At 62.6% G+C, this 24653-nt stretch carries 27 protein-coding genes; 13 read left to right on the top strand and 14 right to left on the bottom strand.

The genetic code is table 11. From position 1 onward, the window contains the following. Positions 1-61: 61 nt before the first annotated feature. The 6 genes from pyk to FHS03_RS13750 form a co-directional block, all read right to left on the bottom strand. Complete coding sequence (gene pyk, locus FHS03_RS13725; RefSeq protein ID WP_183441531.1) at positions 62-1531, bottom strand: pyruvate kinase; 1470 nt, start codon at positions 1529-1531, stop codon at positions 62-64. An 82-nt stretch (positions 1532-1613) separates the two neighbouring features. Next, positions 1614-2828: a phosphoglycerate kinase gene (locus FHS03_RS13730; RefSeq protein WP_307729545.1), complete on the bottom strand. Its 1215-nt coding sequence runs from the start codon at positions 2826-2828 to the stop codon at positions 1614-1616. A gap of 243 nt (positions 2829-3071) precedes the next feature. Beyond that, positions 3072-3716, bottom strand: a complete 645-nt coding sequence (locus FHS03_RS13735) for an LSm family protein (RefSeq protein WP_183441532.1) — start codon at positions 3714-3716, stop codon at positions 3072-3074. Further along, positions 3713-5164 carry a PAAR domain-containing protein gene (locus tag FHS03_RS13740; RefSeq protein WP_229426210.1) on the bottom strand — a complete coding sequence of 484 codons (1452 nt, stop codon included), beginning with the start codon at positions 5162-5164 and terminating at the stop codon, positions 3713-3715. The genes FHS03_RS13735 and FHS03_RS13740 overlap by 4 nt, the downstream gene beginning before the upstream one ends. A gap of 96 nt (positions 5165-5260) precedes the next feature. Beyond that, positions 5261-5590 (bottom strand): AzlD domain-containing protein, encoded by a 330-nt coding sequence (locus FHS03_RS13745; protein ID WP_183441533.1) that lies wholly within the window; start codon positions 5588-5590, stop codon positions 5261-5263. Between the two features lie 2 nt (positions 5591-5592). Beyond that, on the bottom strand, positions 5593-6357 hold the full coding sequence (locus FHS03_RS13750; RefSeq protein WP_183441534.1) for an AzlC family ABC transporter permease: 765 nt from the start codon (positions 6355-6357) through the stop codon (positions 5593-5595). 135 nt (positions 6358-6492) lie between these two features. On the opposite strand from FHS03_RS13750, the gene FHS03_RS13755 reads away from it, so the two are divergent. The 4 genes from FHS03_RS13755 to FHS03_RS13770 are packed head-to-tail and all read left to right on the top strand — an operon-like array spanning position 6493 to position 8763. After that, the gene (locus FHS03_RS13755) at positions 6493-6681 is read left to right on the top strand and encodes a zinc-finger domain-containing protein (RefSeq protein WP_050411375.1); all 189 of its coding nucleotides are present in this window, start codon (positions 6493-6495) and stop codon (positions 6679-6681) included. A 31-nt stretch (positions 6682-6712) separates the two neighbouring features. Continuing rightward, positions 6713-7132, top strand: coding sequence for a YybH family protein (locus tag FHS03_RS13760; RefSeq protein WP_183441535.1), 420 nt, complete (start codon positions 6713-6715; stop codon positions 7130-7132). Between the two features lie 47 nt (positions 7133-7179). Further along, complete coding sequence (locus FHS03_RS13765) at positions 7180-8160, top strand: YheT family hydrolase (RefSeq protein ID WP_183441536.1); 981 nt, start codon at positions 7180-7182, stop codon at positions 8158-8160. A 3-nt stretch (positions 8161-8163) separates the two neighbouring features. Further along, complete coding sequence (locus FHS03_RS13770; protein WP_183441537.1) at positions 8164-8763, top strand: DUF2946 family protein; 600 nt, start codon at positions 8164-8166, stop codon at positions 8761-8763. Here FHS03_RS13770 and FHS03_RS13775 read toward each other — a convergent pair. Continuing rightward, positions 8760-10331 carry a beta-barrel assembly-enhancing protease gene (locus tag FHS03_RS13775; RefSeq protein WP_371871683.1) on the bottom strand — a complete coding sequence of 524 codons (1572 nt, stop codon included), beginning with the start codon at positions 10329-10331 and terminating at the stop codon, positions 8760-8762. The two genes, FHS03_RS13770 and FHS03_RS13775, sit on opposite strands and share 4 nt — an antisense overlap. A gap of 63 nt (positions 10332-10394) precedes the next feature. Here FHS03_RS13775 and moaC point away from each other — a divergent pair, with 63 nt between their 5' ends. The 4 genes from moaC (at position 10395) to FHS03_RS13795 (ending at position 12996) form a co-directional block, all read left to right on the top strand. Beyond that, on the top strand, positions 10395-10883 hold the full coding sequence (gene moaC / locus FHS03_RS13780; protein WP_183441539.1) for a cyclic pyranopterin monophosphate synthase MoaC: 489 nt from the start codon (positions 10395-10397) through the stop codon (positions 10881-10883). A 125-nt stretch (positions 10884-11008) separates the two neighbouring features. Continuing rightward, positions 11009-11512, top strand: a complete 504-nt coding sequence (locus FHS03_RS13785) for an ImmA/IrrE family metallo-endopeptidase (protein ID WP_183441540.1) — start codon at positions 11009-11011, stop codon at positions 11510-11512. Further along, positions 11509-12189, top strand: a complete 681-nt coding sequence (locus FHS03_RS13790) for a hypothetical protein (RefSeq protein WP_183441541.1) — start codon at positions 11509-11511, stop codon at positions 12187-12189. The genes FHS03_RS13785 and FHS03_RS13790 overlap by 4 nt, the downstream gene beginning before the upstream one ends. Positions 12190-12285: 96 nt before the next feature. Beyond that, positions 12286-12996, top strand: a complete 711-nt coding sequence (locus FHS03_RS13795; RefSeq protein WP_371871684.1) for a flagellar brake protein — start codon at positions 12286-12288, stop codon at positions 12994-12996. Positions 12997-13046: 50 nt separating this feature from the next. On the opposite strand, the gene FHS03_RS13800 is transcribed toward FHS03_RS13795, so the two are convergent. The 5 genes from FHS03_RS13800 to FHS03_RS13820 all read right to left on the bottom strand — a co-directional run bounded on the left by FHS03_RS13800 (position 13047) and on the right by FHS03_RS13820 (position 17117). Further along, positions 13047-13517: a pilin gene (locus FHS03_RS13800; RefSeq protein WP_050411360.1), complete on the bottom strand. Its 471-nt coding sequence runs from the start codon at positions 13515-13517 to the stop codon at positions 13047-13049. A 193-nt stretch (positions 13518-13710) separates the two neighbouring features. After that, complete coding sequence (locus FHS03_RS13805) at positions 13711-14328, bottom strand: FHA domain-containing protein (protein WP_183441542.1); 618 nt, start codon at positions 14326-14328, stop codon at positions 13711-13713. A 68-nt stretch (positions 14329-14396) separates the two neighbouring features. Continuing rightward, positions 14397-15278: a succinate--CoA ligase subunit alpha gene (sucD, locus tag FHS03_RS13810; RefSeq protein ID WP_050411356.1), complete on the bottom strand. Its 882-nt coding sequence runs from the start codon at positions 15276-15278 to the stop codon at positions 14397-14399. 13 nt (positions 15279-15291) lie between these two features. Continuing rightward, a complete protein-coding gene (gene sucC, locus FHS03_RS13815; RefSeq protein WP_050411354.1) occupies positions 15292-16458 on the bottom strand; it encodes an ADP-forming succinate--CoA ligase subunit beta in 1167 nt (388 codons plus the stop codon). 83 nt (positions 16459-16541) lie between these two features. Next, positions 16542-17117 carry a DUF2889 domain-containing protein gene (locus tag FHS03_RS13820; RefSeq protein WP_183441543.1) on the bottom strand — a complete coding sequence of 192 codons (576 nt, stop codon included), beginning with the start codon at positions 17115-17117 and terminating at the stop codon, positions 16542-16544. A gap of 348 nt (positions 17118-17465) precedes the next feature. On the opposite strand from FHS03_RS13820, the gene FHS03_RS13825 reads away from it, so the two are divergent. Continuing rightward, positions 17466-18257 (top strand): PEP-CTERM sorting domain-containing protein, encoded by a 792-nt coding sequence (locus FHS03_RS13825; RefSeq protein WP_183441544.1) that lies wholly within the window; start codon positions 17466-17468, stop codon positions 18255-18257. Positions 18258-18285: 28 nt separating this feature from the next. On the opposite strand, the gene recX is transcribed toward FHS03_RS13825, so the two are convergent. Together recX and recA are read right to left on the bottom strand one after the other, a co-directional pair. Beyond that, on the bottom strand, positions 18286-18744 hold the full coding sequence (gene recX / locus FHS03_RS13830; protein ID WP_183441545.1) for a recombination regulator RecX: 459 nt from the start codon (positions 18742-18744) through the stop codon (positions 18286-18288). 78 nt (positions 18745-18822) lie between these two features. Then, positions 18823-19902: a recombinase RecA gene (recA, locus tag FHS03_RS13835; protein WP_183441546.1), complete on the bottom strand. Its 1080-nt coding sequence runs from the start codon at positions 19900-19902 to the stop codon at positions 18823-18825. A 162-nt stretch (positions 19903-20064) separates the two neighbouring features. On the opposite strand from recA, the gene FHS03_RS13840 reads away from it, so the two are divergent. From FHS03_RS13840 to FHS03_RS13855, 4 genes are read left to right on the top strand one after another with little or no spacing between them, the layout of a single operon-like run. Then, complete coding sequence (locus FHS03_RS13840) at positions 20065-20757, top strand: response regulator (RefSeq protein ID WP_183441547.1); 693 nt, start codon at positions 20065-20067, stop codon at positions 20755-20757. Next, positions 20754-22292 carry a sensor histidine kinase gene (locus FHS03_RS13845; RefSeq protein ID WP_371871687.1) on the top strand — a complete coding sequence of 513 codons (1539 nt, stop codon included), beginning with the start codon at positions 20754-20756 and terminating at the stop codon, positions 22290-22292. The genes FHS03_RS13840 and FHS03_RS13845 overlap by 4 nt, the downstream gene beginning before the upstream one ends. After that, complete coding sequence (locus tag FHS03_RS13850) at positions 22285-22557, top strand: DUF4212 domain-containing protein (protein ID WP_183441548.1); 273 nt, start codon at positions 22285-22287, stop codon at positions 22555-22557. Before FHS03_RS13845 ends, FHS03_RS13850 begins: the two co-directional genes overlap by 8 nt. Beyond that, a complete protein-coding gene (locus tag FHS03_RS13855; protein WP_183441549.1) occupies positions 22554-24614 on the top strand; it encodes a sodium:solute symporter family protein in 2061 nt (686 codons plus the stop codon). The genes FHS03_RS13850 and FHS03_RS13855 overlap by 4 nt, the downstream gene beginning before the upstream one ends. Positions 24615-24653: the final 39 nt, after the last annotated feature.

The raw sequence follows: 24653 nt of genomic DNA on the forward strand, positions 1-24653 counted from the left end.
AAACAATAAAGAAATCTTTCGGTTCCGGCCGGCCTGGTGGGCGGGCCGGAACATGGCGCGCTTAGCGGGCCGTTTCCGCGCGGTGGGTGAATTCGCCCACTTTCACAATGCGCAGCGCGTTGGTGCCGCCCACTTTGCCCATCGGCGCACCCCAGGTAACGACGATCATATCGCCCTTCTCGGCGATGCCCTGCTTGACCAGCAGATCTTCGGCGCTGCGCAACACCACGTCGGTGGGCGCGTCCTGGGTCAGCTGGAAGGTGCAGACATTGCGGTACAGGCAAGCTTTACGCTGGGTGGTGACGCTCGGCGTGAGCGCGATGATCGGCGTGTCGATATTGTGGCGGCTCATCCACAGTGCGGTGGAGCCGGATTCGGTCAGGGCCACAATCGCTTTCACGCGCAGGTGGTGGGCGGTAAACAGCGCACCATAGGCAATCGACTGGTCGATGCGGGTAAAGCGGGCGTTGAGGAAGTCAGCGTCCAGCTTGTTGTATTCGGATTGCTCGGCTTCGATGCAGATGGCGGCCATCATTTCCACCGTCTCCACCGGGTATTTGCCGGAAGCCGTTTCGGCCGAGGTCATCACGGCGTCGGTGCCGTCCAGCACCGCGTTCGCCACGTCCGACACTTCGGCGCGGGTCGGCACGGCGTTGAAGATCATCGATTCCATCATCTGCGTGGCGGTGATGGCGATCTTGTTCGATTCGCGCGCCATGCGGATCATGCGCTTCTGCAGGGCAGGCACGGCGGCATTGCCCACTTCCACCGCCAGGTCGCCGCGGGCGACCATGATGCCGTCGGAAGCGTTGAGGATTTCCTGCAGGGCGGGAATGGCTTCGGCGCGCTCGATCTTGGCGATCATCATCGGCTTGTGGCCGAACGGCTCGCCGGCGATATTCGCCAGCTGGCGCGCCATTTCCATATCGGTGGCGTTTTTCGGGAAGGAGATGGCCAGGAAATCGGCCTGGAAGCTCATCGCCACCTTGATGTCTTCCATGTCCTTGGCGGTCAGGGCCGGCGCAGTAAGGCCGCCGCCCTGGCGGTTGATGCCCTTGTTATTCGACAGTTCGCCGCCGATCTTCACCGTGGTGAAGATTTCATGGCCGACGATCTTGTCGACCACCAGCACGATCAGGCCGTCATTGAGCAGCAGCAGGTCGCCGCCGCGCAGGTCGCTCGGCAGGTTCTTGTAGTCGAGGCCGACGCGTTCCTGATTGCCCAGCTCGCCGTTCTCGCCCCATTTGGCGTCGAGAATGAATTTATCGCCGTTGGCCAGGTCGATCTTATTGTTCTCGAACTTGCCGACGCGGATCTTCGGACCCTGCATATCGGCCATGATCGCCACTTCCTTGCCGCACTCCGCCGCCGCCTGCCGCACCAGCTTGGCGCGGTCGATATGGTCCTGGCCCTTGCCATGCGAGAAGTTCAGGCGCACCACATCCACGCCGGCGCGGATCATGCGGATCAAAACGTTCAGGTCGGTGGAGGCTGGACCGATGGTTGCGACGATTTTAGTGCCACGGGACATAGGGTTCCTTCATTCAGCGTGAGGGCGGGTCGGTGAGCGACAGGAAAAAAGCGCAGTGCGGATCACACTGCGCCTTCGGGATTTACTGCTTGCTGCGTTGAACCAGGATGTCGACCGCTGGCAGAACCTTGCCTTCCAGGAATTCCAGGAAAGCGCCGCCGCCGGTCGAGATATACCCGATTTTATCGGTAATATCGTATTTTGCAATCGCCGCCAGGGTGTCGCCGCCACCGGCGATCGAGAAGCCCTTGGAGCCGGCAATGGCCAGGGCCAGGGTCTTGGTGCCTTCGCCGAACTGGTCGAACTCGAACACGCCGACCGGGCCGTTCCAGACGATGGTGCCGGCGGCGCCGATCTGCTCGGCCAGCAGCTTGGCCGTTTTCGGGCCGATGTCGAGGATCATATCGTCGTCGGCCACGTCGGCCACATCCTTGACGGTGGCGGCGGCGCTGGGCGAGAACTCCTTGGCGCATACCACGTCGACCGGGATCGGCACTTGCGCGCCGCGCGCGGCCATCAAATCGATGATGGCCTTGGCTTCGGCCACCAGATCGGCTTCGGCCAGCGATTTGCCGATTTTCAGGCCGGCGGCCAGCATGAAGGTGTTGGCGATGCCGCCGCCGACGATCAGGTTATCGACCTTGTCGGCCAGCGATTTCAGGATCGACAGCTTGCTCGAAACCTTGGAGCCGGCCACGATGGCCAGCAGCGGACGGGCCGGCGCGCCCAGGGCTTTGCCCAGCGCGTCGAGTTCGGCGGCCAGCAGCGGGCCGGCGCAGGCAACCGGCGCGAATTTGGCGATGCCGTGGGTGGACGCTTCAGCGCGGTGGGCGGTGCCGAAAGCGTCGTTGACGTAGACGTCGCACAGCTTGGCCATTTTCTGGGCCAGCTCGTCCGCATTCTTCTTCTCGCCCTGGTTGACGCGCACGTTTTCCAGCAGCACGACCTGGCCGTTGGCCAGATTGTCCAGGCCAGCGCCGTCGACCCAGTTCTGTTTCAACTCCACCGGCTGGCCCAGCAGCTCGGCCAGACGCACGGCCACAGGCGCCAGGCTGTCTTCCGGCGTGAATTCGCCTTCGGTCGGACGGCCCAGGTGGGACGTGACCATCACCTTGGCGCCAGCGGCCACGGCGGCCTGGATGGCCGGCACGGAAGCGCGGATGCGCGTATCTTCGGTGATCTTGCCGGCATCATCTTGCGGCACGTTCAAATCGGCGCGGATGAAGACCCGCTTGCCTTGCAGCGCGTTTTGCGCGACCAAATCCTGCAGACGAATGAAGTTCAGAACAGCTTGCATGGCTACCCAGAGGACGGTTAGTTGGAAAAGACCGCTATTCTACCCTAAGAACTCGTGGCAAAAATGGCCATAGCGTGCGCGCCGTGGCTTCCCGTGCGGGTCAGCAACGACACGGTTATGACAGAGTCATGCTTCTCTCGTGTTGCCTTAAGCCATCAATTTAAGCGCAGCAGTGTCGCTATCTTCATTGACCTAAGCAACGGAAAGAGTACGGCTGGATCGATTTTCCAGGCCGCCCACCGGCTATTGGACGCCGAAGCCGGACGAACATGTACCGGCGCGCCCGGACACCAATGTCCTGCGCAATGTGTAGCCGTGCAGAGGATGCTTGACCGTATTTGTCGCTCGGTCGAAGGCATAAACATACCCGCTTAGCTTCTTATTTTTTCGCAGCAGGACCAGATTCGGCGCATACCAGGCATGCACCAATGCGCCCCCTTCGCTGGTAAGTCGTCCCGCGCCATTTTCCGTAAAGACTGCGGAAAACATGAAGTCGCCGGCAAGCTCATTATCGTCCTCCAGCACTTTTATCGGCCAGCATTTGCTTACTTTTCGAAAATCACCATAGCCGACAAGGGCTGCAGACTGAATCCAACCTTTTTCTTCATACCCATTGTCGATATATGCCCAGCCGTTTTCATGTCGCGAACGGGTGCGCGCCCAATCGATTCGCAGCGCCATTCCCGTGCCCGCGCGCCACCGAATTGCCGCCTCTTGCCCCGGTGCATCACGCACGGCGGCATCATTCTGTGTGCTGAAAAAGAAAAAACAATCCTTGGCGTCATGCTTCAGGCATTGCTGGAAATGCTCTGCTGCGGCAGCCGGTCTGCCCCCCAACATTGCCAGAAGCAACACTACCAAAAAAGAAGCGCACGGGTTATTTATCATTGACCGTAGTGAATATGATTCCTGTGATTATACTGATCCCCAGGCTCAGCGATATTCGCATTAAAGACTGCCGGGGCACGACCAGGATAGATTCGCCATGGAGTCAGCAGGGAGCGCGCATCGGTCGCCCAGAGACTCTCCGTGAAATTTGCCATTATCGCCGGCTCCCGCGCCCGGATTACGCGACTATCGGCAGTCGCGCCATTATTGATTACCGCTCCATTTAACCTGTCGATATCGATAGCTCGGCCTCTCGTGTGCTGGGAACTCCACCGGGAACCGGCTGTGATACCCGCCAGAGTTGTCACTCGATTGCGTGCCGCAGCACGTTGAGCAATTGTCATGCCCGAGAAAGCAGGACTCTGGCTGTTGGCATAATATGATGTGAAGAAGTCGTAGCTGGGGCGCCATAAACCATTAAAACGCATCGACACCACTCCCTCGGTTTCAAAAGCTGCATCGACTGCCCCGTGGTAGACCTCCCAATTGGTTTTCCCCCTCGCTTCCTCGAAGCCAACACCAATGCCATTGGCCAAAGTCGCAGCTGTAGCATCAAACTGAAAAACGACCGTTCTATTGACCCCATTGATCACACGGGTGATCTGCCCCCCCTCTTGCTGGGCAAACAATGCCGAACGCTCGCGCAGTTCGTCCAGCGGCGCATCAGCCATCGCGGCGGCCGAAACGCGAGCAAACTCAATGGCGTCCAAGGTATTTCCTCGTAAGCAAGCTGCTTGCTGGTCAATTGTCAAATGCCGGTCTGCCAGCTCAGTCTCCAATGCGCCTGCGCGATAGCCGTACGAACGCAGAAGCCGCACTCCTGCGGTGTACTCTTCAGCCACCGGTAAGCCTTCAGCACGAAAGATGCGGCGAATGCTTGCGCGATCTTGCTCTATTCTTACCTCGGCAGGATCCAATTCAGTCCGTTGATTTTGCGGTTGGTTCGCCGTATTTCCCGCCCCCGCCGTGGGCGACTCCTGCGCTTGCACCAAGAGCCGGGTTCCCGTGGGCAGGTTCTTGTAAACCATATTTCGCAGATCGGCACTGCTATTCGTTTGGGAAATAGTCCCAGCCCGCAGCTTTCTTGAACCGTTCTCTGCAACGGCAAGCGCATCTGCCGCGACACGGGCATCGCCCTCTGCGCCAGCATCGTCAGGTGCGCTTTCGCCGACGCCGACTGAATCCTCCACCGTCATATAGTGCTGGGTAGCGATCAAGAGCGCACCGCAGGCCGTTTTCATGCCTTCCACCGCCGTGCCGATGCCACCGAAGCTGTGAAAATCCAGCCCGTCACTGATAGGAAAATACCCCTTGCACAAGGGACAATAGGTGCGATGGCCCTGCAACGCAATCGGACGACCGTCTATCGTGGCTGTCTCATTGCCCTCAAGAACCTCACCACCGTGCGAGGTGGGATCGCCTTTGCAAATCACGGCACGGGCCATCATGGTCTCCCTTTTCGTAAGGAAACTTTACTTTAGCCACCATTGAAGCCGACGGTATTGATTGATACCAAACGGAAACAACCGCAGCCTGCGGCTATCTCAGAACACATGTAAGAGGCGCAGACCGGTGAAAAACACCATGCCGAAGACGATGGTTTCCAGCATATTCCGGCGCAGCAGGTAGTAGACGATGGCCGCGATGCCGGCCAGCAGCTTGAGATTGCCCAGTTCCAGCTGGAGCTGGCCTTCGTTCAGCAGCAGGTCGGGCGCGATGATGGCCGCCAGCGCGCAGGCCGGGGCGTAGCGCAGCATATCGTGCACGCGGCGCGGGATCGTGATGTGGTGGCCCACCAGCCAGAAGGAGCTGCGGGTGGCGGCGGTGGCCAGGACCAGCACGCCGATGGTGGCCCAGATTTCCCAATCAGACATGCTTACTTTCCTTTGAGTTTGCGGTTGGCCAGCATTTCTTCCGCAGCCATGGCGGCGACCATGCCGACCACCACGGCGGCCAGCAGGCCCAGTTTGTAAGGCAGACCGGCGGCGGCCACCGCCACCACGCCGGCCACCAGCACGCCGACCAGGGTGGGCCGGTTGGCCACCATGGGCACGGTGATGCAGATGATCGCCAGCGTGCCGGCAAAGCCCAGCCCCCATTCGCTCGGTACGGCGCTGCCGAGGAAGATGCCGGCGATGGAGCCGACCTGCCAGGCCGCCCAGTTCGGATACAGCAAGCCTTTCAGATAGGACAGCTTGCCCAGCTGCGGCTTTTCGTTCGGGTATTTCTGCAGGAAGATGGCGACCGTCATATCGCCCGAAACATAGCCGAGCGCGACGCGCTGGCGCCAGGGCAGGTGCGAGAAATGCGGGGCCAGCAAGGCCGAAAAGATCACGAAACGCAGGTTGACCACCAGGGCGGTGGCGAAAATCACCCAGATCGGCGCGTTCGCCGCGATCAGGGGCAGCGAAGCCAATTGGGCCGAGCCGGCGAAGACCAGCAGGGTCATGCCCAGCGCTTGCGGCACCGTCAGGCCGGTCTTGACCATGGCGATGCCAACCACCAGGCCCCAGGCGGCGATGCCGAAGAGCGTCGGCGTGCCGGTTTTCAAGCCTTCCCGCCACGAGGCTTCATGGTGGGCGTCGGCATCTACGTGCGGCAAATTGACGGGCGGACGGGGTTCGGACAAGGGCTCACTCATGTGGTTTTCAGGCCACACATCAAAATCTATCGGTGTGGGCGATTGCATTGGGGAAGCCATCATTTTACCGATGAATTCTGCTTGCTGCGCAGATCCGTTAAAATCGTGGTTTTTGATCTCCCGGAGCACAATACGATGAGCAACGCCACCCAGCCAGTCGAACTCGAAGGCAAAGACCTGCCGGCCCACTGCCCTAACCCGGCCATGCCGCTGTGGTCCTCGCACCCGCGCGTGTTCCTGGAATTCAAGGATGGCGCCGCCAAATGCCCTTACTGCGGTACGGAATACCGCCTGAAACCGGGCACCGTCGTTTCCCACCACTAAAACACGGCCGGCCTTGCGGCCTGGAGCTTGCATGAAAAAGAAGCAGTTGAACGGCAGCGCTGCCGAGGTTGAGGCCGCTTTCTACGATGCATTGAACCGGGCCGATATCGAGGCCCTGATGGCCCTCTGGTCCGACGAGGACGAAATCGTCTGCATCCATCCGGGCGGCGCGCGCCTGATCGGCCACCGCGCCATCCGCGAATCCTGGACCATGATCCTGGAACAGGGCGGCCTGCACATCCTGCCCTCGCAGCTGCACGAAACCCATACTTTGATGAGTTCGGTGCACACCGTGGTCGAGGGCGTCACCGCCGCCAGCGGCGAGCCGGCCCACCTGCTGGCCACCAATGTCTACGCCAAGACGCCCAAGGGCTGGCGCATGGTGCTGCACCATGTGTCTGTCGCGCCGGGCCCCGTGCCGAATGAGCCGCATGCCCAGATCCTGCACTGAATCCTCGCCGCCGGCCGCCGCGCCGGCTTATTGCCGCCGTGTGCGCCATGGACTATCTCGCCCCCCGCTGGCTGCCTAACGGCCACCTGCAAACCATTTATCCGGCGCTGTGTCTGCCGAAGCCGGCCGTGCATCTGCGGCGCGAGCGCTGGGACACACCGGACGGCGATTTCATCGACGTCGATTTCGTCGACGGCGCGCCGGACCAACCCTTCGTGCTGATGTTCCACGGCCTCGAAGGCTCCTCGGCCAGCCATTACGCGCGCGCCATGATGGCCGAAGTCGCCGCGCGCGGCTGGTCGGGCGCCGTGCCGCATTTCCGCGGCTGCTCGGGCGAAGCCAACCGCGCGCCGCGCTTCTACCATTCCGGCGATTCGGCCGAGGCCGACTGGATCATCCGCCGCCTGCACCAGCGCGCCACGGGCAAGTTTTACGCCACCGGGGTTTCGCTGGGCGGCAATGTGCTGCTGCGCTGGCTGGGCGAATCCCAGCACCAGGCCGAGCTGATCGACGCCGCCTGCGCCGTCTCGGCCCCGCTCGACCTGGCGGCCGGCGGCAAGGCGCTATCAAACGGCCTCAACCGGCTGTACACGCGCATGTTCCTGCAAACGCTGAAACCCAAGTGCGAAGCCAAGCTGGCGCACTTCCCCGGCCTGTTCGACGTGCAGGCGCTGCGTGGCGCCCAAGACTTATATGCGTTCGACAACGTGGTGACGGCGCCGCTGCACGGCTACCGCGATACCGACGATTACTGGCACCGCGCCAGCGCGCGCCATGTGCTTGGCGATATCACCGTGCCGACCCTGGTACTGAATGCGCAAAACGATCCCTTCCTGCCCGGCATCCATTTGCCGCGGCGGGCGGCGGCGCGGGTGCTGCTCGACTATCCGGCCGAGGGCGGCCATGTGGGCTTTGCCAGCGGCCGCCTGCCGGGCAGCCTGGGCTGGCTGCCGCGCCGCCTGTTACACTTCCTGCATGACGGCGCCGCGACCCGCGCGCCGCACACGGATTCCGTTTGCGAGGCATAAGGCATGGATGAAATTGTTCGACAGGCGATGGCCAAATGGCCGAATGTTCCCCACTGCTATGGCTGGCTAGCGCTCGATGCGCGCGGCCACTGGCGCATGCGCGACGAGCGCGCCCAGCACCTGAACTTGGCCGGCGACAAGCTGAGCAACCCGGCCCTGGTGGGGTTTATCGTGCGCAATTATCTGCGCGACGAGCGCGGCTGCTGGTATTTCCAGAACGGGCCGCAGCGCGTCTACCTGAATCTGGAAGCGACGCCCTTCATCGCCCACACCGACCCGGTACAAGGCTTTGTGCTGCATACCGGCGATCCGCTGGGCCCGGTCGATGGCGCCTGGCTCACCGAGCGCGGCGAACTGATCCTGCGCAGCGGCCATAACGTGGCCCAGCTCGACGACCGCGACACAGCCGAAGTGCTGGAACGCCTGCGCCTGGACGGCGAAGCGGCCAGCGACGATGCCCTGCTGGCCTGGCTCGACGCCAAGCATGCCGGCGCCGGCCACCTGACCCTGGACATCGGCGAGCGCCGCCTCAAGGTCGAACTGCTGGCGCACGACGACGTGCCGCGCCGCCTCGGTTTCGTGCGCCTGCCGGCGCCCGATTAATCCTTTTTCTTCTCGCCCATCGCTTCGCGCCGGCGCGCCTGCAACTCGCGCTCGCGCGCATCGATCACGGCCTGGTCGTAGAAGGAGGCGTCGCTGGCCTTGCGCGCCAGCACCAACTGGTCGAGGGCGGCCATGGTGCCGCCTTGCAGCACATACGATTCGGCCAGCGCGATATGCTGCAGCGACATCTTGCCCTGCTTGGAATAGGCTTGCGCCAGCAGGTCGTACAGCTCCGGTTCTTCGCGGTATTGCTGCACCTGGTCGCGCAGGAAGCGCGCCGCGTCCTCCAGCTTGCCGGACTTGATCAGCGCGTCGGCATACTGGTAGACGATGCCGCGCGACAGCGGGAAGCGCACATGGGCCGCGTCCGCTTCCTGCAAGGCTTGCTGGATGACGGCCGGCTTGTCTTCCTGCTCCAGCTTGATTTCCAGCGAGAGATAGGCCAGCACGGTGGCCGTCTGCCCTTTCGGCACCGGTGAACTGAAAGCGCCCGCCGCCGGTGGACGGTCGATGGTGGCGCGACATTTGTCGAGCCATTTCTGGGCGGCGGCAAAGTCGCGTTTTTTCAGCGCCACCATGGCCAGGCCGTACTGGCCGGCCGCGATCTGCTGCCGGCTTTGCTGCTCGGTCTGGTTTTCGAAGAAGGCCGTGGCTTCGGCCAGGCCCTTGGTGCTCTCGTCCTGCAGCACGCGGGCGCGCGAACGCACCAGGAAGAAATCGAGGTTGTCCAGGCGCTGCTTGTACGGCTGCTCGCGGATGCGGGCCTGGATGTCGGCGATGCGCTCGGTGGTCAAAGGGTGCGTCAGCAGATAGGCTGGCAGCAGGTCGCTGTAATTGCGCGTGGCCGCCTGCATGCGCTGGAAGAAGGCCACCATGCCGCTGGTATCGAAACCGGCTTCGCCCATGATCTGGAAACCGACGCGATCGGCCTCACGCTCGGCGTCGCGGCCGAAATTGAGCTGGCGCTGGATGGCCAAGCCCTGTCCCGCCGTAAACACGCCCATGGCCGCGTCGCCGCTGGACTTGGCCGCCAGCGCCGCCAGGATCATGGCCGCCAGCGGAATCAGCGAATCCTGGCGCTGCTGGCCCAGCTGGCGCGCGATATGGCGCTGCGCCACGTGGCCGATCTCGTGCGACAGCACCGAGGCCAGCTCGGACTCCGACTGCGCCGCCAGCAGCAGGGCCGAGTGCACGGCGATAAAGCCGCCCGGCAGCGCGAAGGCGTTCAGCATCGGATCGCGCACGGCGAAGAAGCTGTAATTGAAATTGGCGTCGCCGCGCGCGCCGGGGCGCGCCGTCACCAGGATATTGCCCAGATTATTCAGGTACTCGAGGATGGGCGGATCGTCCAGATAGTCGTGGTCGCGGCGGATGTCGCGCATGATTTCCTCGCCCAGCTTGCGCTCCATCACCGGCGACAGATCTTCGCTGGCGGCCTCGCCCAGATTGGGCAGGTTCGGCGTTTTGGAGGCGGGCAATTGGGTCTGCGCCGTCGCCAGCGGGAAGGCGAGCAACAGGGAGGCGGCGAGAGAACTCAGCAGGCGGAGGGGGAAACGGTTTGCATTCACGGTGCTATCATACCTGTACATTCTTAAGACCCGGCCGCAAGCGGCCTTTGCTTTTTTTGCGCGATGAACGACCAGAATCCCGACCAGCTCACCCACTTCGACGCATCCGGCCAAGCACATATGGTGGACGTTGGCGCCAAACAGGAAACCCACCGCATCGCCGTGGCGACCGGCAGTATCCGCATGAAAGCGGAAACCCTTGCCATTATTCTAGCGGGAACGGCCAAAAAGGGGGATGTGCTGGGCATCGCCCGCATCGCCGCCATCATGGGCGCGAAAAAGACCAGCGACCTGGTGCCGCTGTGCCACCCGCTGGCCCTGACCCGCGTCACGGTCGATTTCGAAACCGATGCAGCCGCTTCCAGCGTGCACTGCCGCGCCCAGGTCGAAACCTATGGCAAGACCGGGGTCGAGATGGAAGCGCTGACGGCCGTGCAGGTCGGCCTGCTCACGGTCTACGATATGTGCAAGGCGGTGGACAAGGGCATGGTCATGGGCGAGATCCGCGTGCGCGAAAAACACGGGGGCAAGTCGGGCGATTGGTCGGCTTGATTGCCAAATCCTTAGCGGCTGTTATACTGTATATACAAACAGTGCAAATTTATTACTACGGCTTTAGCTTGTCTTTAGTATGATTTGCAATATTGGATTTTGGCTCGCACGACGGAGATTTTGAGATGGCGGTAACCATGGTTCGCCCTCGCACCGGCAGCGAGGCGGCAAAAGAAATCCTGGAACAGTATTGGGACGGGCGTCTGCCCATCCGCCCTGAACAAATTGCCGAACGCATGCAGATGGCGATGGTGGGCAGAGGTGGCGCCGGCGATGAAGGCTACAATTTCAGCGGATATTTTTCGATGCGCAACGGCAAGCCGACCATTGAATACAATGTCAATGATTCGCTGGTCAGACGGCGCTTCACGGTCGCCCATGAACTAGGCCATTATGTATTGGGCCATCAAGACGCCCCACGCGATTATCCGGACAGCTTTGGCTCGAAAAATAGTAGCCCTATCGAACAACAGGCCAATAAATTTGCCGCCGAATTACTGATGCCTGCGTATGTGGTTAAGGCGATGGCGCTGGCAGGTTCGAATTCCTTAGACGAGCTCGCCAATATCTTCGTGGTTTCCAAGGTCGCCATGGGGCACCGCCTGAGTAATCTGAGTCTGAGCCTATGAACCATCCGCCGCCGGATCCGTGGTCGACTAATAGCGATCCCGCAACCGGTGGCGCATCTGATTTCGCTGGCAGCGCAGACGCATCTGGGCGACGTCTGCATCCCACGGAAGATCTCGCCGGCGGTGATCATCTGGATCGACAAACCGCAAGCGGCGTTGATTTCTTCCATAAGCAAATTAAGAACATTTACTGGCTGCGCAATGCTGCCACCTTTGCTCTCGTCGTAACGCTGATTAGCCTGATTATTGCCTTGGGATGCACTCTCCATTCATTTACAAAGCAGATCGATAAAGCCACGCCCGCCGTTAATCTGAAAGAGCTGGTCGCCACGCCCCCGGCTGGCCAGGCAAGCACCAGTACTACAGATAAGCCAGCTGCCGACAACGCGACAAGCAAAGCCAGCAATCCGACGCAACTGCATGCCGCCATCAGCGTCGATATTTCCTCAATCGGCAATTCGGTGGTCGCGGTGGTGAGCGTATTGGTCATTGCGATTGCCATACTTGCCATTTCCCTGCTGCGCGCGGCTTACTCCTTATCGGTGGAAGGGATCAGTAAAGGCCAAATCAGCAAGGAAGCCGACAATTCCCTACCCTGGCCTGGGGTGGAAATGGTCAAGGCCGTGGGCGATGCGCTGGCAACCGCCCTGAAAGGAATGCCGGGTAAAAAAGGATAGGCCGCTTGCCGGTGAGCGTTGGTTACTTGCCACAGTGACAAAAATGTTGTCAAAGCCTTATAATCGGCGGATCGGCCATTCAAAAAAGGCAATCCAGTGAGCGATGGGGCAGCGGCGGGCGAGGCGAAAACGCAGGGATATGAGTTCGAGCAGATGAATCTGCAGGTGGGCGGACGTATCCAGTTCATCACCCACCGCAGCATCAAGCCGGTCCAGCATTTTTCCACCATCATCGGCTGGCTCAAGGATGAATACCTGATCGTCAAAGTGCCGTTCGAAAACGGCGGTCCGATCGCCCTGCATGAAAACGACAAGCTCACCATCCGCGTGTTTTCCGGCGTGAATGTGTGCGCCTTCCCCTGCACCGTCGAGCGCGTCTTTGGCCGCCCGCTGTTCTATGCCCACCTTTCCTTCCCGCGCAATATCCAGGGCACCAGCTTGCGCGCGGCGATGCGGGTCAAGGTCGATATTCCGGCCCAGGTGGGTTGCGACGACGGCAGCTCGCTGTCGGTCTTCCTCGTCAATCTGAGCGTCTCGGGCGCGCTGATCGAGTCGAAACGCAAGCTGCACCAGGACGAGGGCGTGGTCGACCTGACGTTTACGCTGCTCAGCCAACCGGGCCAGCGCCAGGTGCGCATCGGCGCCAGGGCGCTGATCCGCAATATGACGGTGTTGAAGCCGGTCAGCGCGGCGGAGGAAGTGTTCAGCTATGGCGTGCAATTCGTCGATCTCGATCCGGTGCATTACACCATGCTGCAAAACCTGACCTACGAGGCGCTGATCGCCGACCGCCAAAAAATCGTTTGAACGAAAAAAACCGGGCCGCAGCCCGGTTTTCTCTATCCAGCTAAGCCAGATCAGATATTGTTTTTCTCAACCGCGGCTTTGACTGCCTTGTTGGTGGACGTCGTTTCGGTCTTCCAGGTCATGGTGCTGTTGTTGGCCGTCAGCGTCGGGGTGAAGGTGATGGTTTTGCCGTCGACGTCGGTGGCGATGCCGGTGGCCAGGGTCAGGGTGATCACGCCATCGGCCACGGCGGCGGAAGCAACTTCCTTGGTGGCTTTGAAGTCGGAATCCTTCGGCACGCCATTGCTGTCGCTATCGCACTTGGTCAGGTCGCCGCCATTTTCCTGGGCGCACAGGGCAACCGCCGTTTTCAGCGAGTCGGCGGCGGAAATCGCATTGGCGGTCTTGGCTTTGGCGGTGTAGTCGCTGTACGCAGGAATGGCCACCGCAGCCAGAATACCGATGATGGCAACGACGATCATCAGTTCGATCAGGGTGAAGCCGGCTTGAGCTTGTTGCTTCATCATTTTCATGGATTTCATTTTGCTGCTCCTCAGGTAAAAAACTAGAAATTGGGTGAGACACAGGACATAGTGCAATCGCCGTGCCAGCCCGTTTTTGCCGTCGGAGTGACGAAATCCGGCCCTCCAGGCGCAGGAATTGTCAGTTTCAGTATGCTAGCTTGCCGTTTTTTGTCAGCCCGGCCCGCCAAAAAGCGTCAGCTGACGATTTTTGTCAGGGCAGGCGGAAGGCCATCAGGGTGCCGCCGAGGTCGATGACGTCGTCGGGCAGCAGGCGCTGGGCGGCGCGGCCGAGCGGGGTGCCGTTGAGCAGGGGGGCGGCCAGACCTTCGACGTGGGAAATGGTGTAGCCGCCCGCCGCGCGGGCGATGACCACCACCTGCACGCCGGGCCGGCCGAGCGAGGTCAGGGTTTTGAGCAGGGTGAGCTGTTTGCCCATATTGCTGCCGTTTAAGACTTCGATGCGGGCGGGCGGGCCTTCGGCCGGGGGCGACACGGTGGCCGCGGGTCGGCTGGCGGCCTGGGCGGCGGCCAGCGGCCGGATGCCGTCGGCCAGGAATTCGATCTGGTACTTGGCCAGCTTGATCAGGTCTTTGTGCTGCAGGAAATGCTTGCCGATGCGGTGGCCGTTGACGAAGGTGCCATTGGTGCTGTGCAAGTCTTCCAGGAAGGAATCGTCGAGGATGGTGGTGATCAGGGCGTGCTGGCCGCTGACGGCCGGGTGGTTGAGCACAATATCGTTGTGGCGATGGCGGCCCACGCTCATGCTCTCCTTGCTGAGCTGGATCTGCTGTTCCACCACGCCGTCCCGCGACACGATAATCTTCGCCAAATCCGCCTCCGGAAAATAAAAACGGGGAGCCGAAGCTCCCCGCTATTATTACTGCAAAGCAGGCAATATTACAGCATTGCTTTCAGCAGACGCGCCATTTCGGACGGGTTTTTGGTCACGGTGATGCCGCAGGCTTCCATGATTTCCAGTTTGGCTTGCGCGGTGTCGGCGCCGCCGGAGATCAGCGCGCCGGCGTGGCCCATGCGCTTGCCCGGAGGAGCGGTGACGCCGGCGATGAAGCCGACCACTGGTTTCTTCATATTGTCCTTGATCCAACGGGCCGCATTGGCTTCGTCAGGACCGCCGATTTCGCCGATCATGATGACCGCGTCGGTGTCCGGATCGTCGTTGAAGGCTTTCATCACGTCGATGTGCTTCAGACCGTTGATCGGGTCGCCGCCGATGCCCACGGCCGAGGATTGGCCCAGGCCCAGCGCGGTCAGCTGCGCCACGGCTTCATAGGTCAGGGTGCCCGAACGGGACACCACGCCGATGCGGCCTTTACGGTGGATGTGGCCTGGCATGATGCCGATCTTGATTTCGTCAGGGGTGATCAGGCCTGGGCAGTTCGGGCCCAGCAGCAGGGTTTTGGAACCGGCTTTGGCCATGCGGTCTTTGACTTCCATCATGTCGCGCACTGGAATGCCTTCGGTGATGCAAATCGCCAGGTCCAGCTCGGCTTCCACGGCTTCCCAGATCGCGGCGGCCGCGCCTGCTGGTGGGACGTAGATCACGGAAACGGTCGCGCCGGTTTCCGATTTGGCTTCTTTGACGGAAGCGTAGATAGGAATGCCTTCGAAGTCTTCGCCAGCTTTCTTCGGGTTCACGCCAGCGACGAAGGCGTTTTTGCCGTTCGCGTATTCGCGGCACATACGGGTGTGGAACTGGCCGGTTTTGCCGGTGATACCCTGGGTGATGACTTTGGTGTCTTTATTGATCAGAATAGACATGTTGATTCCTTAATTATTTACCGGCAGCGGCTGCAACAACGCTCTTGGCTGCGTCTTCCATGGTGTCGGCGGCGATGATCGGCAGACCGGAGTCGGCCAGCATCTTCTTGCCCAGGTCTTCGTTGGTGCCCTTCATGCGGACCACCAGCGGCACGTTCAGCGACACGGCTTTGGAAGCGGTGATCACGCCTTCGGCGATCACGTCGCAGCGCATGATGCCGCCGAAGATGTTGACCAGAATGGCTTTCAGTTCTGGGTTTTTCAGCATGATCTTAAACGCTTCGGTCACTTTCTCGGCCGTTGCGCCACCGCCCACGTCCAGGAAGTTGGCCGGCTCGCCGCCGAACAGCTTGATGGTGTCCATGGTCGCCATGGCCAGGCCGGCGCCGTTCACCAGGCAGCCGATATTGCCGTCCAGGGAGATGTAGGCCAGGTCGAATTTCGAGGCTTCGACTTCGGCTGGATCTTCTTCGTCCAGATCGCGGTAAGCGACGATTTCAGGGTGGCGGAACAGGGCGTTGGCGTCGAAGTTGAACTTGGCGTCCAGGGCGATCACTTTGCCGGAACCGGTCAGGATCAGCGGGTTGATCTCGGCCAGCGATGCGTCGGTTTCCCAGTAGGCTTTGTACAGGCCTTGCAGGTTGGCGCGCGCGTCGGCGATCGATTCGGCTGGCACGCCGATCTTGGCGGCCACGTCGTCGGCGTCGGCGTCGGTCAGGCCCACGGCCGGATCGATCACCACGTTGTGGATCAGTTCTGGGTGTTTTTCAGCGACTTCTTCGATGTCCATGCCGCCTTCGGAGGAGGCCATCAGCACCACGCGCTGGGTGACGCGGTCGGTCACCAGGGAAACGTACAGTTCTTTCTTGATGTCGGCGCCTTCTTCGATCATCAGGCGGCGCACTTTCTGGCCTTCCGGACCGGTCTGGTGGGTCACCAGCTGCATGCCCATGATCTGGTCAGCGTATTCCTTCACTTGTTCCATGGACTTGGCCACTTTCACGCCGCCGCCTTTGCCGCGGCCGCCAGCATGGATCTGCGCCTTCACTACCCACACCGGGCCGCCCAGGGTTTCAGCAGCTTTGACTGCCTCTTCCACGGACATGCACGGAATGCCGCGCGGAACCGTCACTCCGAATTTTCGGAGGATCTCTTTGCCTTGATACTCATGGATTTTCATGCTGGCTTCCCTTCTTCTGATACTGATGTGAAATACGGTTAATGTTACAAAAAAAATAGACAGCTCATGCAGCGCGGCTGGACCTAGACACCGGCCCCAGGCGTGGCCGCCCAGCGTGGATAAAACTGCGCCACGGCGCCGCCATCGGTGCGCAGGGCGTGGCAGCGGTCGAGCTGGAACGGTTGGGTGCTGGCTTGGGGAGTGACGCTGGCGGTGTCGTGCGTAGGCCAGACATCGCTGGCAAAAGCTTGCACGGCGGCCGTGGGCAGGATCTGGGCCAGTTCCGTCAGATGGGTACAGCCGGCAATGCCTGCCAGCCGCTGCTTCAGCTCCTGGCGGAAGCCCTTCATCAGGTTCAGGCCGACCAGCTGCGCATATGCCGGGCCGATGGTATTGCAGAAACCGGGATAGGGCACGGCGTCCGATACCGCTTCGGCGGCGACGATGGTGAGCTGGTGGTCCACGGTGATGCGCAGCCACAGGTCATGCAGCGGCTGGCCGCCCGGACGCTGGCCGGAAGCCAACAGGGTGTCCTTTACTTTGATGTCCGTGATATGGGCGTCAAGATCCCACAGGCCATCGTCGCGCGCGAACGCTCGGATGTCTATGGCGCGCGTATGGCGGAGCTCACGTCGGGAGACTGGAGTTGACAGGGACATAAGACGGTGCCGCTCGCGCGGCGCAATTAGTAAGCAGCGATGTACTGTTAAGCACGTTGCCGCAGCTTCTACGGACAACCCACCGCACCCGCGGTGCTGCATAAAACCCCAAAAGTGTAGCACAACGCATGATTCCTGCGCGAAAAAAGCAGTGCCGGTAGGCTGAAGCAGGACGGCACCGGCCCCTGCCGCGCCGACATGGACGGGGGCGGACCGTGACGCGCGTATCAGAAACTAGCTATTGCTTCGGCCGCGGCGCTTCGCTACGATGTGCAATATTGCATATTTAAATACTCATTGATGCAATAAATAAGCTTTTCTTTCCTCATCGCACATTTAGGAGTGTTCATGTACCGTCAAGCATTCGCCGCCATCCTGGTGGCTACCGCCAGCCTCACCCTGTCCAGCAGCGCCAGCGCCGCGCACAGCACCACGGCGCAAGCCAGCCTCAGCAATCTCAAACTGGGCGTGATCGACCTGACGCCGAATGACGGCGTGGCCGCCGGCTACCAGTTGGGCAGCCGCAGCACCCAGGTAGCCGTCGCCGGCCAATGGCTGGAGAATGGCCAAGCGGCCGGCAGCTCCAACCGTCAGCAGTTCGAGTTTCCCGTCCCGGTCAACTTCCAGGTCGCGCATGGCGGCTTGAAGGCGCAGGCCCAGCTCAGCGGCAGCCTGGGCACGCTCAAAAGCAGCGTCACCGGCACGCCGGAACTGGGCTGGAATGGCCAGTCTATGACGGGCGACGCCAGCCAGACCGTGCGCGTGCTGTTGAAGGCGCATACGGCGCTGCGCATCAGCGGCGACTACAGCGCCCTGCTGTCCACCCAGAATCCTGGCTATTTCAATCTGCCCGGCCAGACCCAGCTTGGCGTGAGCTTCGACAGCCTGTCGATGCCGGGCCTGATCAGCGAGCGCTTCAACAAGAGCTGGTCCCTGGCGCCGGGCTCGGCCGGCGAATCGGCCAGCGGCGGCTTCTCCCTGCTGGCCAGCAATAACACGGATGACGATATCGAAGCCAGCCTGGGCTTTTACGTGGGCAGCAGCGTCTCCCTGGCCCCCGTGCCGGAGCCGACCACCTGGCTGATGCTCGGCGCCGGCATGCTGGTGCTGGCGGGCCGCCGCCGTTTCGACCGCGGCTAAATCAAGACGGCGGCGGGCCGGCCGCCGCCTATTCTTCGTCGGGGTCGTAGCCGCGCATGGCGGCTTTCACGGCGCGCTGGGAAAAGCCGCGGCCGATCAGGAAACGCATCTGCTTGCTGCGGCCTTCGGCGTCCTCGGCCACGGCGCCGAATTTGCGGCGCCACACCTCGCAACAGCGCGCCACTTCGTCTTCGGCCAGGCCGGCTTTCAATTCCTGCAGGGCGTCGCCGTCGATGCCGTGGCTTTGCAGCTCGGCCACGATGCGGCTATTGCCGTAGCGCGCGGCGCGGCGGTGGATCAGGGATTCGGAAAAGCGTTCCTGCGACAGCCATTTATTCTGTTCCAGCCAATTGAGCAGGGCTTCGACTTCCTCTTCACCGTCTTCGGCGTGGCGGGCCAGCTTGCGGGCCAGTTCCAGACGGCTGTGCTCGCGCGTGGACAGCAGGCGCAGGGCGCGCGCTTTCAGGCTGATGGGCGGGGCGGGCATATTCCTGTACTCCAAATGCAATCGCCACCGCGCCGCGCGCGGCGGGACGGTGGCGACGGGTTCAAACCGGACGCGGTCTTAGTCGACGGCTTTCAGCTTCGGCGCCGGCGCTTCGCCGTCATCGTCGCTGGCCGGCGGCAACTCGCGCACGCCGAGCGAAGCGCGCACCTTGTTTTCGATCTCGCGCGCCAGCGCTGGACGCTCTTTCAGGTAGACGCGGGCGTTGTCCTTGCCCTGGCCGATACGTTCGCCGTTATAGCTGTACCAGGAGCCGGACTTCTCGACGATCTTCGCTTCCACGCCGAGGTCGATGATTTCGCCTTCGCGCGAGGTGCCTTCGCCATACAGGATGTCGAAGTGGGCTTCCTTGAACGGCGGCGCGATCTTGTTCTTGACCACTTTGACCTTGGTTTCGTTGCCGATCACTTCGTCGCCCGACTTGATCGAGCCGGTGCGGCGGATGTCCAGGCGCACGGAGGCGTAGAATTTCAAGGCATTGCCGCCGGTCGTCGTTTCCGGGCTGCCGAACATGACGCCGATCTTCATGCGGATCTGGTTGATGAAGATCACCAGGGTATTGGTGCGGTTGATCGAACCGGTCAGCTTGCGCAACGCTTGCGACATCAGGCGCGCCTGCAGGCCCGGCAGGGAGTCGCCCATATCGCCTTCGATCTCGGCGCGCGGGGTCAGGGCCGCCACCGAGTCCACCACCACCATATCGACACTGCCGGAACGCACCAGGGCGTCGCAGATTTCCAGCGCCTGTTCGCCGGTGTCGGGCTGGGAGATCAGCAGTTCGTGCAGATTGACGCCCAGTTTCTGCGCATACCCCACGTCCAGCGCGTGTTCGGCGTCGATAAAGGCGCAGGTGCCGCCGATTTTCTGCATTTCGGCGATGGTCTGCAGGGTCAGCGTGGTCTTACCGGACGATTCGGGACCGTAGATTTCCACCACGCGGCCGCGCGGCAGGCCACCCACGCCGAGCGCGATATCCAGGCCCAGGGAGCCGGTGGAGACGGTCTGCACTTCCTCGATCGGTGCCGAGGCGTCCATGCGCATCACGGAGCCTTTGCCGAACTGCTTCTCAATCTGGGCCAGCGCGGCGGCCAGCGCCTTGGCTTTTTCCGATGCCGGTACTACAGCTTTTTTATCGTCCATAATCTTCTTTCGCGCGGTGGGTTGGTGTCGCTACAAGCGATACTGTATAAAAAAACAGTGCTTTTGGCAAGCACCTTCTTCAGGCAGGTTTAATCCACATCAAAAGCTGCCGACAATGCGTAAAATGAAACACAATGAAAGTCTCTTGAGCCGGATTGCGTGATGCGTATTTTACTTGCCGAAGATGACAGCGTGCTGGCCGACGGCCTGACCCGCTCCCTGCGCCAGTCGGGCTATGCCATCGACTGCGTGAAAAACGGGCAGGAGGCCGACGCCGCCCTGTCCACCCAGGAATTCGACCTGCTGATCCTCGACCTGGGCTTGCCCAAGATGAGCGGGCTGGACGTGTTGCGCCGGCTGCGCGCGCGCGCCTCGCTGCTGCCGGTGCTGATCCTGACCGCGGCCGACTCGGTCGAGCAGCGCGTCAACGGCCTCGATCTCGGGGCCGACGATTATATGGCCAAACCCTTCGCCCTGTCGGAACTGGAGGCGCGCGTGCGCGCCCTGACCCGGCGCGGCCAGGGCGGCGGCGCGGCCCTGGTGCGCCACGGCCCGCTGACCTATGACCAGGTCGGGCGCAGCGCCTATATCCATGAGCAGATGCTGGAATTGTCGGCGCGCGAGCTGGGCTTGCTGGAAATCCTGCTGGCGCGCAGCGGCCGCCTGGTGTCGAAGGAGCAGTTGGTCGACCACCTGTGCGAATGGGGCGAGGAAGTCAGCAATAACGCGATCGAGGTGTATGTGCACCGGCTGCGCAAGAAGATCGAGGTGGGCGGCATCCGCATCGCCACCGTGCGCGGCCTCGGCTACTGCCTGGAAAAATTCAATCCGGGCGCGGGGACCGAGGCCAAGTGAATCCGCGCGCGGCCGAGGCGGACGAGGAAGGCGCGGCCAGCCAGGCCGCCTGGGATCTGCCATCGGCCGGCCACAGCAATGAAGTCCAGCACTCGCTGTTCGGCGAAATCCTGGACTGGATGCTGGCCCCGCTGCTGCTGCTGTGGCCGATGAGCATCGCCATCACCTATCTGGTGGCGAAATCGATCGCCAACCAGCCGTTCGACCACGCGCTGGAAGACAGCGTGACCGTGCTCAGCCAGCAGGTGCGCAGCGTCGACGGCGTGCCGGCGCCGCGGCTGCCGGGCGCGGCGCGCGACATCCTGCGCGCCGACGATATCGACAGCGTGTATTTCCAGATCGTGGGCGCCAGTGGCGCCGTGCTGGACGGCGACCGCGACTTGCCGCGTCCGCGCGAGGACGAGGAGGACGTGCGCGCCGGCGCCGTCCACTTCCGCAACGACACCCTGCACGGCACGCCGATCCGCATCGCCTACACTTATGTGCAGCAGGGCGCGCCCGGCCCGGCGCCGGCGCCGCAACTGGCCCTGGTGCAGGTGGCCGAGACGCTGGAAAAGCGCGCCAAGCTGGCCAATGAAATCATCAAGGGCGTGATCCTGCCCCAGTTCATCATCCTGCCCGTGGTGCTGGCCCTGGTCTGGTTCGCGCTCTCGCGCGGCCTGTCGCCGCTGGCCCAGTTGCAGGAACGCATCCGCGCGCGCCGCTCGGACGACCTCAGTCCGATCGAGCCGAACCAGGTGCCCGAGGAAATCACGCCCCTGGTCAATTCGCTCAACGAGATGCTGGCGCGGCTGGCGCAATCGATGGAAATGCAAAAGCGCTTCATCGCCGACGCCGCCCACCAGATGAAGACGCCGCTGGCCGGCATGCGCACCCAGTCCGAGCTGGCGCTGCGCCAGACCGACCAGCTGGAAATCCACCGTTCGCTGGAACAGCTGGCCAAGAGTTCGGAGGCGGCCACGCGCCTGGTCAACCAGCTGCTGGCCCTGGCGCGCGCCGAGCACCAGCCGCAGGCCGGCGCGGTGCACGTGGCGGTCGAGCTGGGCGAGCTGGCGCGCAGCACGGTGCACGACTGGGTGCAAGCCTCGTTCGCCTACCGCATCGACCTCGGCTTCGAAGGACCGGCCGAGGCAGTGCGCATCCAGGGCAATTCTTTGATGCTGCGCGAAATGCTGTCGAACCTGATCGACAATGCGCTGCGCTACACGCCGGCCGGCGGCAGCGTCACGGTGCGCGTGCGCGGCGATGCCGCCCAGGCCATGCTGGAAGTCGAGGATACCGGCCCCGGCATCCCGGCCGCCGAGAGGCCGCATGTGTTCGACCGCTTTTACCGCATCCTCGGCAGTAATATGCCGGGCAGCGGCCTGGGCCTGGCCATCGTGCGCGAGATCGCCCAGCAGCACGCGGCCGAAGTCGATATCTTTGCCAATCCGCGCGCCGGCCATGCCAAGCTGCCCGGCAGCCTGTTCCGCGTCAGCTTCCCGCTGCTGCCACCGCCCGCGCCGCCCACCGAGGATGAGCCTTACTATGGATGACACGCCACGCGCGCGCCACTGGCGCCAGACCCGCCGCCTGACGGCCCTGCTCTTGCTGGCCTGGCTGCTGACCGGCTTCTGCGCCGTCTTTTTCGCGCGCGAGCTGAGCGGACTGACGCTGTTCGGCTGGCCGCTCTCTTTCTATCTGGCGGCCCAGGGCGCGTCGCTGGTCTATCTGGCCATCATCGCCTTCTACGCCTGGCGCATGCGCCGCCTCGACCGCCAGTATGCGGCGCAGGTGCAAGCCGGGGAGCCGGTCCGATGAGCCAGCCGCGCAGCTATTTCCAGCGCCTGACGCACTATTACGCCATCTTCACGCTGTGCTTCGCCGGCTTCCTGGTCGCCCTGGCCGTGCTGGAAAAAGAAGGCATGCCGCGCGTGTGGATCGGCTATCTCTTCATGTTCGCCACCATCGTGCTGTATGCGCTGATCGGCGTGGTCAGCCGCACGTCCAAGGTGACGGAATATTATGTGGCGGGGCGGCGCGTGCCGGCCCTGTACAACGGCATGGCGACGGCGGCCGACTGGATTTCGGCGGCCAGCTTCATCAGCCTGGCGGGCGGGCTCTACCACTACGGCTTCGACGGCCTGGCTTATATCATGGGCTGGACCGGCGGCTACTGCCTGGTGGCGCTGCTGATCGCGCCCTATCTGCGCAAATTCGGCCAGTACACGATTCCCGACTTCCTGGCGGCGCGCTACGGCGACGCCGACAACGGCCGCCTGATCCGCATGCTCGGCGTGGCGGCCACCATCATGGTGTCCTTCATCTATGTGGTGGCGCAGATTTACGCCGTGGGCCTGATCGCCTCGCGCTTTACCGGCGTCGACTTCTCGGTCGGCATCTTCCTCGGCCTGGCCAGCATCCTGGTCTGCTCCTTCCTGGGCGGCATGCGCGCCATCACCTGGACCCAGGTGGCGCAGTACATCATCATCCTGGTGGCCTTTCTGATTCCCGTGATGTGGATGTCGGCCAAGCATGGCGGCAATCCGGTGCCGCTGGTCGCCTACGGCAAGCTGCTGCCGGAAATCAGCGCGCGCGAAGCGGTGCTCAAGGACGACAGCAAGGAGCGCGAGGTGCGCGCCATCTTCCGCCAGCGCGCCGAGGACTATGAACAGCGCCTGCGCGCCCTGCCCGCCTCCTGGGAAGCGGGGCGCCAGGAAGCCCAGCGCCAGCTCGACCGCGTCAAGCAGCGCAATGCTTCGCTGGCCGAGGTGCGCAATGCCGAACGCGCGCTGCTCTCCTATCCGAAAAATGCCGACGAGGCCGTCACCGCCTGGACCGCGGCGCGCGACTACAACCGCGCCCGCGCGCGTCCGATCGTGCCGCATGCCCTGCCCTTTCCCGGCGCCGACCGCGAACAGTCCGATATCAAGCGCAATAATTTCCTGGCCCTGGCCTTTTGCCTGATGCTGGGCACGGCCGCGCTGCCGCATATCCTGATGCGCTCCTACACCACACCCTCGGTGCACGAGGCGCGCCAATCGGTGTTCTGGACCCTGTTCTTCATCCTGCTGATTTACCTGACGATTCCGGCGCTGGCGGTGCTGGTCAAATACGATATCTACCACGCGCTGGTCGGCACCGAATTCTCGCGCCTGCCCACGTGGATTTCCTACTGGGCCAATGTGGACAAGCTGCATCCCCTGGTCAGCATCACCGACATCAACCACGACGGCATCGTGCAGCTGGCCGAAATCGCCATCGACGCCGACGTACTGGTGCTGGCCACGCCGGAAATCGCCGGCCTGCCCTATGTGATCTCGGGCCTGGTGGCGGCGGGCGGGCTGGCGGCGGCCCTCTCCACCGCCGACGGCCTGCTGCTGGCGATCTCGAACGCGCTGTCGCACGATATCTATTACAAGATCGTCGATCCCAACGCCTCGACCCAGAAGCGGGTCACGATTTCCAAGCTGCTGCTGCTGGCCGTGGCCTTCATCGCCGCTTACGCCGCCTCCACCAAGCCGGGCGACATCCTGTCCCTGGTCGGCGCCGCCTTCTCGCTGGCCGCCTCCACCCTCTTCCCGGTGCTGGTGCTGGGCGTGTTCTGGCCGCGCGCCAACCGCGCCGGGGCGGTGGCCGCCATGCTCGGCGGCCTGGGCGTGTGCATTTATTACATGCTGCGCACCCATCCGGTGCTGGGCGAAGGCGCGGCCGGCCAGTGGTTCCATATCGCGCCGATCTCGGCCGGCATCTTCGGCGTGCCGGCCGGCATGCTGGTGCTGGTCTTGGTCAGCCTGCTGACGCCGCCGCCCGGCCGGCGCAGCCTGTCGCTGCTGGCCCATGTGCGCGCGCCGGACGAGGCCGCACCGCCGCATTAGAAGCCGGCCACCATTGCCAAAGCGATAAGGCGGTGATAC

Origin of the sequence: Pseudoduganella violacea, assembly GCF_014191875.1 — a bacterium.
Classification (GTDB): Bacteria; Pseudomonadota; Gammaproteobacteria; order Burkholderiales; family Burkholderiaceae_D; genus Rugamonas; species Rugamonas violacea_A.

Bases quoted from the DNA above. Each gene is read 5' to 3' on its own strand.
- pyk (WP_183441531.1), bottom strand. From the start codon at position 1,531: ATGTCCCGTGGCACTAAAATCGTCGCAACCATCGGTCCAGCCTCCACC.
- FHS03_RS13730 (WP_307729545.1), bottom strand. From the start codon at position 2,828: ATGCAAGCTGTTCTGAACTTCATTCGTCTGCAGGATTTGGTCGCGCAA.
- FHS03_RS13735 (WP_183441532.1), bottom strand. From the start codon at position 3,716: ATGATAAATAACCCGTGCGCTTCTTTTTTGGTAGTGTTGCTTCTGGCA.
- FHS03_RS13740 (WP_229426210.1), bottom strand. From the start codon at position 5,164: ATGATGGCCCGTGCCGTGATTTGCAAAGGCGATCCCACCTCGCACGGT.
- FHS03_RS13745 (WP_183441533.1), bottom strand. From the start codon at position 5,590: ATGTCTGATTGGGAAATCTGGGCCACCATCGGCGTGCTGGTCCTGGCC.
- FHS03_RS13750 (WP_183441534.1), bottom strand. From the start codon at position 6,357: ATGAGTGAGCCCTTGTCCGAACCCCGTCCGCCCGTCAATTTGCCGCAC.
- FHS03_RS13755 (WP_050411375.1), top strand. From the start codon at position 6,493: ATGAGCAACGCCACCCAGCCAGTCGAACTCGAAGGCAAAGACCTGCCG.
- FHS03_RS13760 (WP_183441535.1), top strand. From the start codon at position 6,713: ATGAAAAAGAAGCAGTTGAACGGCAGCGCTGCCGAGGTTGAGGCCGCT.
- FHS03_RS13765 (WP_183441536.1), top strand. From the start codon at position 7,180: ATGGACTATCTCGCCCCCCGCTGGCTGCCTAACGGCCACCTGCAAACC.
- FHS03_RS13770 (WP_183441537.1), top strand. From the start codon at position 8,164: ATGGATGAAATTGTTCGACAGGCGATGGCCAAATGGCCGAATGTTCCC.
- moaC (WP_183441539.1), top strand. From the start codon at position 10,395: ATGAACGACCAGAATCCCGACCAGCTCACCCACTTCGACGCATCCGGC.
- FHS03_RS13785 (WP_183441540.1), top strand. From the start codon at position 11,009: ATGGCGGTAACCATGGTTCGCCCTCGCACCGGCAGCGAGGCGGCAAAA.
- FHS03_RS13790 (WP_183441541.1), top strand. From the start codon at position 11,509: ATGAACCATCCGCCGCCGGATCCGTGGTCGACTAATAGCGATCCCGCA.
- FHS03_RS13800 (WP_050411360.1), bottom strand. From the start codon at position 13,517: ATGAAATCCATGAAAATGATGAAGCAACAAGCTCAAGCCGGCTTCACC.
- sucD (WP_050411356.1), bottom strand. From the start codon at position 15,278: ATGTCTATTCTGATCAATAAAGACACCAAAGTCATCACCCAGGGTATC.
- sucC (WP_050411354.1), bottom strand. From the start codon at position 16,458: ATGAAAATCCATGAGTATCAAGGCAAAGAGATCCTCCGAAAATTCGGA.
- FHS03_RS13820 (WP_183441543.1), bottom strand. From the start codon at position 17,117: ATGTCCCTGTCAACTCCAGTCTCCCGACGTGAGCTCCGCCATACGCGC.
- FHS03_RS13825 (WP_183441544.1), top strand. From the start codon at position 17,466: ATGTACCGTCAAGCATTCGCCGCCATCCTGGTGGCTACCGCCAGCCTC.
- recX (WP_183441545.1), bottom strand. From the start codon at position 18,744: ATGCCCGCCCCGCCCATCAGCCTGAAAGCGCGCGCCCTGCGCCTGCTG.
- recA (WP_183441546.1), bottom strand. From the start codon at position 19,902: ATGGACGATAAAAAAGCTGTAGTACCGGCATCGGAAAAAGCCAAGGCG.
- FHS03_RS13840 (WP_183441547.1), top strand. From the start codon at position 20,065: ATGCGTATTTTACTTGCCGAAGATGACAGCGTGCTGGCCGACGGCCTG.
- FHS03_RS13850 (WP_183441548.1), top strand. From the start codon at position 22,285: ATGGATGACACGCCACGCGCGCGCCACTGGCGCCAGACCCGCCGCCTG.
- FHS03_RS13855 (WP_183441549.1), top strand. From the start codon at position 22,554: ATGAGCCAGCCGCGCAGCTATTTCCAGCGCCTGACGCACTATTACGCC.